The sequence below is a fragment of the Actinoallomurus soli genome (assembly GCF_024055715.1).
Lineage (GTDB): Bacteria > Actinomycetota > Actinomycetes > Streptosporangiales > Streptosporangiaceae > Actinoallomurus > Actinoallomurus soli.
The window spans coordinates 173,000-185,357 of sequence record NZ_JAMXMV010000001.1; the positions used below are offsets into that span (position 1 = coordinate 173,000).

The 12,358-nt window shown below is 70.2% G+C and carries 7 protein-coding genes; 6 read left to right on the forward strand and 1 reads right to left on the reverse strand.

The window, feature by feature from the left end; genetic code table 11:
- Positions 1-88 precede the first annotated feature (88 nt).
- Entirely contained in the window at positions 89-2,236 is a 2,148-nt protein-coding gene (secD, locus tag NDW01_RS00865) for a protein translocase subunit SecD (protein ID WP_252815609.1), read from the forward strand.
- A gap of 184 nt (positions 2,237-2,420) precedes the next feature.
- On the opposite strand, the gene NDW01_RS00870 is transcribed toward secD, so the two are convergent.
- A complete protein-coding gene (locus NDW01_RS00870; protein WP_252815611.1) occupies positions 2,421-4,304 on the reverse strand; it encodes a glycoside hydrolase family 15 protein in 1,884 nt (627 codons plus the stop codon).
- 217 nt (positions 4,305-4,521) lie between these two features.
- Here NDW01_RS00870 and ppdK point away from each other — a divergent pair, with 217 nt between their 5' ends.
- The 5 genes from ppdK to NDW01_RS00895 all read left to right on the forward strand — a co-directional run bounded on the left by ppdK (position 4,522) and on the right by NDW01_RS00895 (position 12,274).
- Positions 4,522-7,182 carry a pyruvate, phosphate dikinase gene (gene ppdK, locus NDW01_RS00875; RefSeq protein ID WP_252815613.1) on the forward strand — a complete coding sequence of 887 codons (2,661 nt, stop codon included), beginning with the start codon at positions 4,522-4,524 and terminating at the stop codon, positions 7,180-7,182.
- Positions 7,183-7,215: 33 nt separating this feature from the next.
- Positions 7,216-8,211, forward strand: a complete 996-nt coding sequence (locus NDW01_RS43640; protein ID WP_252815615.1) for a YdcF family protein — start codon at positions 7,216-7,218, stop codon at positions 8,209-8,211.
- Between the two features lie 49 nt (positions 8,212-8,260).
- Positions 8,261-8,680, forward strand: a complete 420-nt coding sequence (locus NDW01_RS00885) for a PPOX class F420-dependent oxidoreductase (RefSeq protein ID WP_252815617.1) — start codon at positions 8,261-8,263, stop codon at positions 8,678-8,680.
- 284 nt (positions 8,681-8,964) lie between these two features.
- On the forward strand, positions 8,965-10,602 hold the full coding sequence (locus tag NDW01_RS00890) for a cellulose binding domain-containing protein (protein ID WP_252815620.1): 1,638 nt from the start codon (positions 8,965-8,967) through the stop codon (positions 10,600-10,602).
- Between the two features lie 85 nt (positions 10,603-10,687).
- Positions 10,688-12,274, forward strand: coding sequence for a cellulose binding domain-containing protein (locus NDW01_RS00895; protein WP_252815622.1), 1,587 nt, complete (start codon positions 10,688-10,690; stop codon positions 12,272-12,274).
- Positions 12,275-12,358: the final 84 nt, after the last annotated feature.

Genomic DNA, 12,358 nt, shown 5'->3' on the forward strand with positions numbered 1-12,358 from the left:
CCACGGCGGGTCCACCCGTGGCCCGGTTCACCCGGGCCGGCCCGTATGGAGGCTTCCCATTTCTCGTGCCACGGCGACGCGAGCGCTCTTGGCGTTCGCCATCATCGCCGCCTCAGTTCTCATCGCCCTCACCACGTCTCCGCGTCTCGGACTCGACCTGCGCGGTGGCACTCAGATCGTGTTGCAGACCCACGACTCCCCGTACGCGAAGGCCGATCGGGGGTCCACCGACCGCGCCGTGGAGGTGCTGCGCAAGCGGATCGACGCGCTCGGGTTGTCCGAGCCGACGCTGACCCGTTCCGGCGACCAGCGCATCATCGTCGAACTGCCCGGTGTGCAGGACACCCGGCAGGCCATGGCGGTCATCGGGCGTACCGCGCAGTTGTCCTTCCGCCCCGTGGTGGCCGGCGGCGGGCAGGCCGTGTCCGACGAGAGGGGGCAGCCGGTACGGCTCGGGCCCGTCGCGCTGACCGGGGAGGACGTCGGCAGGGCGCAGGCCGGATTCGATCCGCAGGACCTGCGCGGCTGGTTCGTGTCGGTCGGCTTCCGTCATGACGCGGCGTGGCAGCGGCTGACCGCGAAGGCGGCCTGCGCCGCGCCGGGTGATCCGGCACGGCGGGTGGCCATTCTCCTCGACGACAAGGTCATCTCGTCGCCGCAGGTCGACCCGAGCGTACGTTGCGGGACCGGCATCACCGGCGGATCGACGCAGATCACCGGGCGGTTCACGGAGAAGGAGGCCAAGGACCTCGCGGCGCTGATCCAGGGCGGGGCGCTGCCGGTGCCGGTCGGCGTCGTCGAGCAGCGTACGGTCGGGCCGACCCTCGGGGCGGCGGCGATCGACGCGAGCGCCCACGCCGCGGTGATCGGGGTCCTGCTCACGGCGTTGTTCGTGATCTGGGTGTACCGCCTGATGGGCGTGGTCGCCACGGTGGCGCTCGCCTCGTACGCGCTGATCTCGTACGCCGCGCTCAGCGCGATGGGCGCGACGCTCACGCTGCCGGGGCTGGCCGGGTTCGTGCTGGCCATCGGCATGGCGGTCGACGCCAACGTGCTGGTCTTCGAGCGGGCGCGGGAGGAGTACGCCGCGCTGCCGCGCAGGGGAGTGCGGCCGGCGCTGGGCCGGGGCTTCCGCAACGCCTGGTCGGCCATCGCGGATTCGAACATGACGACACTGCTCGCCGCCGGCCTGCTGTTCTATCTCGCCTCGGGGGAGGTCCGCGGGTTCGGCATCACGCTGTCGATCGGGGTCCTGGCCTCGTTCGTGTCGGCATTGCTGGTCACGCGGGTGCTCGCCGAGTGGGCGGCCGGCCGGCGGCCCGTCGCGGCGCGGCCGTCGCTGACGGGGCTGGCCGGCGCCGGGCGGGTGCGGCGGTGGACCGAGCGGCGGAGCCTGGACCTGATGGGGCGCCGCCGGCTCTGGCTGTCCGTGTCGGCGGTCGCGGTGCTGCTGGCGATCACCGGGATCACCGTGCGCGGGCTGAACCTCGGGGTGGAGTTCACCGGGGGCCGGCTCGTCGAGTACTCCACGAGCCGGGCGGTCGACGCGGACACCGCGCGCCGGGCCGTGTCGGATGCCGGGTTCCCGCACGCCGTCGTCCAGGCGTCCGGCGGGGACGGCGTGTCCGTCCGTACGCAGAACCTCAGTGACCAGCAGGAACACCGCATCCAGGAGGCGCTCCGGCACGACGGCGGGACGGTGACCAAGCAGCGCGACGAGAGGGTCGGGCCGAGCATGGGCAGTGAGCTGCGGAACAAGGCGGTGATCGCGCTGGGCGCCGCGCTCGGCGGGCAGCCCGTCTACCTGGCGATCCGGTTCCGGTGGACGTTCGGGGCGGGGGCGGTGCTGGCGATGCTGCACGACGTCGTCATCGTCACGGGGCTGTTCGCCTGGACGGGCCGGCCCGTCGACGGGATCTTCCTCGCCTCGCTGCTCACGATCATCGGCTACTCGGTGAACGACTCGGTGGTGGTCTTCGACCGGATCCGGGAGCTGCGGGCGGCGGAGCCGGAGGCGCCGTTCGCCCGTGTGGCGAACCGCGCGGCGCTGCAGACCGTGCCGCGTACGGTCAACACCGGTATGGGCGCGCTGTTCATCCTGGCGGCGCTGGCGGTGTTCGGGGGCGACTCGCTGACCGACTTCGCGGTGGCGCTGCTGGCCGGGATCCTCGTCGGGACCTGGTCGAGCGTGTTCACGGCGACGCCGGTCGCGCTCGTGCTGGAGCGGGCGGACTGATTCCGGCGACCCGGTGCCGGGAGGGGGGAACCGGCACCGGGTTCGCGCTGGGGCCTGGCGGGGCCGTTACTGAACGGTAGGGTTCACCGTCGTATCGGTCAATGCCCGCTTATGGCCGCAACTCGGACCTTTCTCAATATTTGCTGTATCTGTTACCTTTTATGATTTGGCTTTTCGCGGATCGTCAGATGCGCGGCACCTCGCGCAGCTCCTCCTCCGCCCGGATCACGTGCATCACCGCGTTGATCAGGGCCAGGTGGGTGAACGCCTGCGGGAAGTTGCCCAGGTGCCGTCCGCTGTGCGCGTCGATCTCCTCGGCGTACAGCTGGAGCGGGCTGGCGTACGACAGCAGCTTCTCGCACAGGGTCTTGGCACGCTCCAACTCGCCGATCAGGACCAGGGAGGACACCAGCCAGAACGAGCAGATCGTGAACGTCCCCTCCTCGGAGTCGAACCCGTCGTCCGTGTCCGTCGTCCGGTAGCGCAGGACGAGGTCGTCCTGGGTCAGCTCGTCGGCGATCGCGAACACCGTCTCACGGACCCGCTTGTCGTCCGCCGGCAGGAAGCCGAGCATGGGGATGAGCAGCACGGACGCGTCGAGCGCCTTGGTGCCGTAGTGCTGGACGAAGACCCCGCGCTCGTCGACGGCGTTCGCGAGGATGTCGGCGTGCATCTCGTCCGCGGCGTCCCGCCAGCGCTTCGCCCGCTCCTCGTCGCCGCGGATCCGTGCGAGCTGGGAGCCCCGATGGGCGGCGAGCCAGCAGAAGAGCTTGGACGAGGTGAAGTGCTGCGGCTCGCCGCGTACCTCCCACATGCCCCGGTCGGGCTTGCGCCAGTGCTGGAGAGCGGCCTCGACCTGCTTGACGATGATCCCCCACAGCCGGTCGTCGAGCCGGTCACGCTTGCGGACGTACAGGTAGATCGATCCGATGATCGCACCCCAGACGTCGTGCTGCGCCTGGGTGTAGGCCCCGTTGCCGATGCGCACGGGGCGCGCCCCGTCGTAGCCGTGGAGGTGGTCGAGCGTGGACTCCTCCAGCTCGGCGCGGCCGTCGACGCCGTACATGATCTGCAGGTGCCCGTTGGCGGCCTCGGCCACGTCGGTGATGAAGTGGAAGAAGTCGTTGGCCTCCCAGTCGAAGCCCAGCGTGTAGAAGGCCCACAGGGCCATGGTCGAGTCGCGGATCCAGGTGTAGCGGTAGTCCCAGTTGCGGTCGCCGCCCGGCGTCTCCGGCAGCGAGGTGGTCGCCGCCGCCGCGACCGCGCCCGTCGGCGCGTACGTCAGGCCCTTGAGCGTCAGCGCGCTGCGCTGCAGGTGCGCCCGCCAGGGGTGGTCGGGGAAGCGGCCGCGGTCGAGCCAGTGCTGCCAGTGGTGGACGGTCCAGGTGAGCCGCTCCTGGGCCTCCTCGCACGACTGCGGCGGCCGGTGCTCGCTCCACGACAGCGCGACGAAGCGGCTCTCGCCCTCCTTGATGAGCGTACGGGCCGTGGCGAGCGAACCCTCGAACCCGATGTTCAGGTCACTGGTGAGCCGCAGCTCGATGCCGTTCCCCCGGGCCACGGCCTCGTGGTAGCCGACGCCGGCGTGCTCCCACTTGGCGCTCTCCCGGCCGTAATCGAAGATCGGCATACAGTCGAGGCGGACCTGCGCCTGGCCGTTCTCACAGCGGATCACGCGCAGCAGCACGTGGTCGGAGTCGTAGTCGGTCGGGGCGCGGCGGTGGGTGTGGGACCGCTGGTCCTCATGGTGCCAGGGCCCCATGAGCAGGGCGTCGAGCACCACGAGCCAGCCGCCCGGCGTCCACCAGGTCGTCTCCAGCACCATCGTGCCGGGGATGTAGCGGCGGGCGGCGGGCACCTCGATACCCGCGGGTCCGACGCGGAAGTACCCGGCGTCGCGATCGAGCAGCGAGCCGAAGACGCTCGGGGAGTCCATGCGCGGCAGGCACATCCACTCGATGTTGCCGCTCGGGGCCACCAGCGCGGTGGTCTCGGTGTCGGACAGGAACCCGTAATCGGCGATCGGCGCGAACGCCTCACCAGCCCCGGGATTGGTCACAGGCCTCATCGGCACATCATCGCGCAGCAGTGGCATGTTACGCACACGCCGCGCTGCCCGGCGAGGGCTATTGGGGTCGAATGGGGGGAATGTCGGTATTGGAATAGACCACTACACCGGTGCTGACCTGCGCAAAGATCGGCGAGCGCTGACAGTGACGATCGTTTCACCGAGAGCTGGGTAGAGTCGCCGCATTCAGCGCGGACCGGAGGGAAAAGAGTCTCCCATGCCGAAGTACGTGTACGACTTCACCGAGGGCAACAAGGACCTGAAAGATCTGCTGGGGGGCAAAGGGGCGAACCTGGCCGAGATGACGAATCTCGGCCTTCCCGTTCCGCCGGGATTCACGATCACGGCCGAAGCCTGCCGGCACTACCTCGAGCACGGAAGCGTTCCGGACGGCCTGGACCAGGAGATCGACCGCTACCTCGACGCGCTCGAGAAGCAGATGGGCAAGCGCCTGGGCCAGGCCGACGACCCGCTGCTCGTCAGCGTGCGCTCCGGCGCCAAGTTCTCGATGCCGGGAATGATGGAGACCGTCCTCAACGTCGGCCTCAACGACGAGTCCGTGCACGGGCTCGCCGAGCGCGCCGGGGACGAGCGGTTCGCCTGGGACTCCTACCGGCGGCTCATTCAGATGTTCGGCAAGACGGTCCTGGACATCGACGGCGAGCACTTCGAGGACGCCCTCGAGAACGCCAAGCGCGCGAAGGGCGTCGACAACGACCTCGACCTGGACGCCGCCGACTTCAAGGGCCTCGTCCAGACCTTCAAGGGCATCGTCCGCGAGCACGCGGGCCGTGACTTCCCCACCGATCCGCGCGAGCAGATGGACCTGGCCGTCAAGGCCGTCTTCGAGTCCTGGAACGCCCCGCGCGCCATCCTCTACCGCCGCCAGGAGCGCATCCCCGCCGACCTGGGCACCGCGGTCAACATCGTCGCGATGGTCTTCGGCAACCTGGGCATGGACTCCGGCACCGGCGTCGCCTTCACCCGTGACCCCGCGAGCGGCCACCAGGGCATCTACGGCGACTACCTGCAGAACGCCCAGGGCGAGGACGTCGTCGCCGGCATCCGCAACACCGTGCCGCTGGCGGAGCTGGAGCGGATCGACAAGCGCTCCTACGACGAGCTCCTGCAGATCATGGAGACGCTGGAGAACCACTACCGCGACCTGTGCGACATCGAGTTCACCATCGAGCGTGGCAAGCTGTGGATGCTGCAGACCCGCGTCGGCAAGCGGACCGCCGCCGCGGCGTTCCGCATCGCCTGCCAGCTCGTCGAGCAGGGCCTCATCGACGAGGACGAGGCCGTCAGCCGGGTCACCGGCGACCAGCTCGTCCAGCTGATGTTCCCCCGCTTCGCCGACGACGCCAAGGCCGAGAAGATCGCCCAGGGCATGAACGCCTCGCCCGGCGCGGCGGTGGGCAAGGCCGTCTTCTCCTCCGCCCGCGCCGTCGAACTGGCCGAGCAGGGCGAGGACGTCATCCTCATCCGCCGCGAGACCAACCCCGACGACCTCGACGGCATGATCGCCTCCCGCGGCATCCTCACCTCCCGCGGCGGCAAGACCTCGCACGCCGCCGTCGTCGCCCGCGGCATGGGCAAGACCTGCGTCTGCGGCGCCGAGGAGCTCGAGGTCGACGTACGGGCGGGGAAGGTCACCGCGCCCGGCGGCGTGACGATCTCCGAGGGCGACGTCATCTCGATCGACGGGTCCTCCGGCGCGGTCTACCTCGGCGAGGTCCCCGTCGTCGACTCCCCGGTGGTGCAGTACTTCGAGGGGACGCTGTCGGTGGAGGACGGCGACGAGCTGGTCGGGTCCGTACACAAGATCATGACCCACGCGGACACGCGCCGCCGCCTCGACGTACGCGCCAACGCCGACACGGCCGCCGACGCCGCGCGGGCCCGGCGGTTCGGCGCGAAGGGGATCGGCCTGTGCCGCACCGAGCACATGTTCCTCGGCGACCGGCGGCAGCTCGTGGAGGACCTCATCCTCGCCGAGACGGAGGAGGCCCGGCAGGCCGCCCTCGACGCGCTCAAGCCGCTGCAGAAACAGGACTTCGCCGAGATCTTCGAGGCGATGGACGGCAGCCCGGTCACGATCCGCCTGATCGACCCTCCGCTGCACGAGTTCCTGCCCGACCTCACCGAGCTGTCGGTCAAGGTGGCCACCGGGGACGCCTCCGACGACGAGCGCAGGCTCCTCGACGCCGTACGCCGGCTGCACGAGGAGAATCCGATGCTCGGCCTGCGCGGCGTACGGCTCGGCGTCGTCATCCCCGGCCTGTTCGCCATGCAGGTCAGCGCGATCGCCGAGGCGGCGGCGGAGCAGAAGGCCGCGGGCCGGGACCCGCGCCCGGAGATCATGATCCCGCTGGTCGTCGCCGTCCAGGAGCTCGAGCTCATCCGGGACCAGGCCGAGGAGGTGCTGCGGAAGGTCGGTGTCGAGGCGCCGATCGGCACCATGATCGAGCTGCCGCGCGCCGCGCTCACGGCCGGGCAGATCGCCGAGGCGGCGGAGTTCTTCTCCTTCGGCACCAACGACCTCACCCAGACGACGTGGGGATTCTCCCGCGACGACGTGGAGGCGGCGTTCTTCAGCCGCTACCTGGAGCTGGGCATCTTCGGCGTGTCCCCGTTCGAGACCCTCGACGTCGACGGCGTCGGACGGCTCGTACGGGTGGCCGCCGAGAAGGGGCGCGAGACCCGTCCGGACCTCAAGCTCGGCATCTGTGGCGAGCACGGCGGCGACCCCGACTCGGTCCACTTCTTCCACGAGGTCGGCCTGGACTACGTGTCCTGCTCGCCGTTCCGGGTCCCGGTCGCGCGGCTGGAGGCCGGCCGGGCGGCTATACAGTCGTCAGGGAGCGACAGTCGCTGAACCACCGACCCGGTCGACCGCGTCTAACGGGTCGTGCGAGACGGAGGAGCGATCACCGAGCAGCCTGACCGCGGCGAGCCGACGGTCGAATTCGGCCGGGACGCCACGCGTGTCCCGGCCGAACCGGCACGGACCCGGAGCGACCTGCCGCAGTGGCGGCCGGACCCGACGCGGCAGGATCTGCCCGGCCGGCGCCGCGACGGCGAGGGCTCACGCGACGACGGGACGAGCGTCCTCGGCGAACGCGACGGGGAGGCGCCCCGGGACGAGGGGACGACCGTCCTCGGCGAACGCGACGGCGAGGCACCTCGGGACGGAGAGACGAGCGTCCTCGAACGGCCCCGCGAGTACACCCGCCGGCGCGACGGCGAGGAACCCGCGGGTGGCGGGGACGAGGGAGGAGGCCGGCCGCGCCGGCGCTCCCGCTGGCGGTGGGTGCGGCGGGTCGTCTACCTGCTGCTCGTCCTGATCATCGGGACGCCGCTGTTCGCCGGGTTCCGCGTGTGGTACGTCGCGAGGCAGGACGACCACCGGCGCTCCGACGCGATCATCGTGCTCGGCGCGGCGCAGTACAACGGCAAGCCCTCGGCCGTGCTCGAGTGGCGGCTGACGCACGCCCTGAAGCTCTACCGCGAGGGCGTGGCCCCGCACATCGTCACCGTCGGCGGCAACCGGCCCGGAGACAACTACACCGAGGCCGGCACCGGCAAGGCGTGGCTGAACGAGCACGGGGTGCCCAACGACCGGATCGTCGCGGTGCGCAGCGGCAGTGACACCCTGCAGAGCATGATCGACGTGGGGAAGGAGTACAAGCGGCAGGGCTGGCACACCGCCGTCATCGTCACCGACCCCTGGCATGCGCTCCGTTCCCGGACGATGGCCGACGACAACGGGATCAAGGCGGTCACCTCGCCGACCCGCAGTGGGCCCACCGTCGGCAGCCGGGACACCCAGTTCCACTACATCGTCCGCGAGACGGGCGGCTACCTCTGGTACGTCTTCATCGGCCGCTGGCACGGCGACTCCTGACGCCTCCGGGATTTGATCTCAAGCGAGGTCGAGGTTCTAGCCTCGGATCATGATTTTCACTGACAGGGAACGCGCGTATCTGGCCGGGCAGAGCCTCGGCCGCCTGGCCACCGTCGCCGCCGACGGGACCGTCCAGGTGCGGCCGGTCGGCTTCCGCCTGAACGAGGACGACACGATCGACATCGGCGGCCCGAACCTGAGCGGCAGCCAGAAATACCGCAACGTCCAGGCCAATCCGGTGGTGGCGTTCGTCGTGGACGACATGACGCCCGACGAGCCGGGTGCCGTCAGGCCCGGCTGGGGCCGCGGCGTCGAGATCCGGGGGAACGCCGAGACCCTCGCCGTCGAGGAGCCGCCCCTGGCGCCGGGGTTCTTCAGCAACGAGGTCATCCGCATCCACCCCGGCCGGGTCAACAGCTGGCACATCGATCCGGACCATCCTGACCTCAACGCCCGGGACATCGGCTGAGACGGCGGATTTCGGGCCGTCCGATTCGTCCTTTCGGTCGGATCGGGCGCCGCGTGGTCTAGGCGCTGACGAGCGGTCCGCCGGGGCCGGGTCTTCTCAATTAGGAAACCTTCCTAAAGGTATTGACGGCTCCGGTTCGCATCGGGCTTACTCGGATCGACTGCCGCTTCAGGTACGGCGCAGGCGCAAGCCTCCGGGGGCTCGCCCGAACGACAGCGACAGGGTTCTGACCGCCGGACGCGACCCCGCCCGCGCCTGTGCGCGGGCGCCCGCAAGGAGGACCCGTGCGTGTTCGCCCGCGTGCCCTGACCATCCTCGCCGCCTGTCTCCTCGTACTCGGCGTCCTGACCACCGGGCGCGCCCACGCCGCCGGATCGCTCACCGCCGCGTTCGCCAAGACGTCGGACTGGGGGAGCGGTTACCAGGCCCAGTTCACGGTCACGAACAACGGTTCGTCGGCGATCAACGGCTGGACGGTGGCGTTCGACCTGCCGTCGGGTTCGTCGGTGGGCACCTACTGGGACGCGCTGTTGACCCAGTCGGGGTCGCATTACACGTTCGAGAACCGGGACTACAACGCCTCGGTCCCGGCGGGCGGGTCGGTGTCGTTCGGGTTCGTGGTGTCGGGCAGTGGCACGCCGTCGGGCTGCATGCTGAACGGCGCGGCCTGCGACGGTGGTGGAGGTGGTGGCGGGGGCTCGGATACGCAGCCGCCGAGTGCGCCGGCCGGCTTGACGGTGACGGGGCACACCTCCTCCAGTGTGTCGTTGTCCTGGACGGCTTCGACGGACAACGTCGGGGTCACCGGTTATGAGGTCTACCAGGGCTCGTCTCTGGCCGTGACGGTGTCGGGGACGAGTGCGACGGTGTCGGGGCTGGCCGCCTCGACGTCGTACTCCTTCAAGGTCCGGGCCAAAGACGCCGCCGGGAACTTCTCCGCCTACAGCGCCACGATCAGCGCGACCACCGACGCCGGTGGCACCACGCCGCCGCCTCCGTCCGGGGGCCTGCGGGCGGCCCCGTACTTCATGCCCCTCGACAACGACCCGCAGCCGATCTCCGCGATCGTCTCCGGCAGCGGCGTGAAGTCGCTGGTCCTCGCCTTCGTCCTCGCCCCCAACGGCGGAGGCTGCACCCCGACCTGGGACGGCGACGCCGGCCTCACGGTCTCCTCGGACACCGCCGTCAAGGCCCAGGTCGACGCCGTACGCGCGGCGGGTGGCGACGTCGCGGTCTCCTTCGGCGGCTACAACGGGCTCGAACTCGGCGCCGCCTGCTCCGACGCCGCGTCGCTGGCCCAGGCGTACCAGCAGGTGATCGACAAGTACTCCCTCACCCACGTCGACTTCGACATCGAGGGCGACGACCTCGGCGACGTCGCCGGCGAGACACGGCGCTTCCAGGCCATCAGGATCCTCAAGCAGAACGCGGCCGCCGCCGGCCGCGCGCTCGAGGTCTCCCTCACCATGCCGGTGACGACCGTCGGCCTCAGCGACCTGGACAAGGCCGAGATCCAGCGCGCCAAGGACAACGGAGCCGACATCGACATGTACGCCGTCATGGCGTTCGACTACGGAGGCCCGGCGGCGTCCATGGCCGCCGACGTGCAGAAGGTGATGGAGGCCGCGCACACCCAGCTCGCCGCGCTGCGTCCCGACCTGTCCGACACGAGCATCTACGCCCGTACCGGCCTCATCCTGATGAACGGCCACACCGACCAGCCCAGCGAGCTGTTCACCCAGGACACCTTCCGTACGCTGCTCGGCTACGCGCAGCAGCACCACCTCGGCCGGCTGTCGTTCTGGTCGCTGAACCGGGACCGGCAGTGCACCGGCACCACCGGCTGGGCGGACGGCAAGTGCAGCGGCGTCACGCAGCAGCCGTACGACTTCGCCAAGATCATCGGTCAGTTCACCGGTTGAGCTCCGGCTCCCGGTCGTTCCTCCCGCCGGCGCGGCCGGGAGCCGGCCTCCATCCGAAGCCGGCCCACGAGAGAGGTTCCCCGCCTTGAAGAGATCCAGGATCGCGTCCCTGGTCGTCGGAGTGCTGCTCCTGCCCCTCGCCGTCGTGCTGACCGCCGTTTCGGCGTACGCGGCGGCGAACACGGCGACGTTCGCCAAGACGTCGGACTGGGGGAGCGGTTACCAGGCCCAGTTCACGGTCACGAACAACGGTTCGTCGGCGATCAACGGCTGGACGGTGGCGTTCGACCTGCCGTCGGGTTCGTCGGTGGGCACCTACTGGGACGCGCTGTTGACCCAGTCGGGGTCGCATTACACGTTCGAGAACCGGGACTACAACGCCTCGGTCCCGGCGGGCGGGTCGGTGTCGTTCGGGTTCGTGGTGTCGGGCAGTGGCACGCCGTCGGGCTGCATGCTGAACGGCGCGGCCTGCGACGGTGGTGGAGGTGGTGGCGGGGGCTCGGATACGCAGCCGCCGAGTGCGCCGGCCGGCTTGACGGTGACGGGGCACACCTCCTCCAGTGTGTCGTTGTCCTGGACGGCTTCGACGGACAACGTCGGGGTCACCGGTTATGAGGTCTACCAGGGCTCGTCTCTGGCCGTGACGGTGTCGGGGACGAGTGCGACGGTGTCGGGGCTGGCCGCCTCGACGTCGTACTCCTTCAAGGTCCGGGCCAAAGACGCCGCCGGGAACTTCTCCGCCTACAGCGCCACGGTCAGCGCCACCACCGACGCCGCCGGTGGCGGGGGAGGCGGCGGCACCGGCGGCGGCCGGTTCTCGCCGTACGTCGACATCACGATGGCCAGCCCGACGCTGAAGGATGTGGCGACGGCGACCGGGCAGAAGCACTTCACCCTCGCGTTCGCGCTCGCCGACAGCACCGGGTGCAACCCGTCGTGGGGCGGCACGATCCCGCTGAACGACTCACGCGTCATCGGCGAGGTCAACGACCTCAAGAGCGTCGGCGGTGACGTCACGGTCGCGACCGGCGGCGCGGTCGGGCCGTACCTGGAGAACACCTGCGGCAGCTCCTCCGCGCTGCTCGCCGCCTACGAGAAGGCGCTCGACGCCGTCGGCAGCAACCGCATCGACGTCGACGTCGAGGCGTCCATCCCGGTCGCGCAGGTCAACACCGCCCTGAAGCAGTTGCAGAGCGCACGCGGCACCGCAGTCACGTACACGTTGCGCGTGCAGTCCTCGGACTACGGCGTCGACCCGTTCTCGGTGCAGATCCTGCAGGACGCCGCCTCCCGCGGCCTGAACGTCACCGTCAACCCGATGCTCATGGACTTCGGCTACTCCGGATCGTGGGGCGACGCCCTGATCGCCGCGGCCGACTCCACGCTCGGGCAGATGAAGCAGGTCTGGCCCGGCAAGAGCGACGCCCAGCTCAAGGGCATGCTCGGCCTCACTCCGATGATCGGTAAGAACGACACGGGCCCGACCACCACGCAGGACATCGCCCGCCAGTTGCTGAGCTACGCCCAGACCAACCATGTCGGGTCCATCGGCTTCTGGTCCGTCGGCCGCGACAACGGCGGCTGCCCGAACGGCTCCGTCTCGCCGACCTGCAGCGGCATCAGCCAGAGCACGTACGAGTTCACCAACATCTTCAAGGGCTTCAGCGGCTGACACCCGGAGCGTTCCTGAGAGGGGGAGCCCGCACGCCGTTCCCGTCCGCTGCCGGAACGGGAACGGCCGCCGGGCGCCCGGTGC

What these genes read in the sequence shown, in the direction of transcription:
- ppdK (WP_252815613.1), top strand. Translation starts at nt 4,522, where the DNA reads ATGCCGAAGTACGTGTACGACTTCACCGAGGGCAACAAGGACCTGAAA.
- NDW01_RS00870 (WP_252815611.1), bottom strand. Translation starts at nt 4,304, where the DNA reads ATGAGGCCTGTGACCAATCCCGGGGCTGGTGAGGCGTTCGCGCCGATC.
- NDW01_RS00885 (WP_252815617.1), top strand. Translation starts at nt 8,261, where the DNA reads ATGATTTTCACTGACAGGGAACGCGCGTATCTGGCCGGGCAGAGCCTC.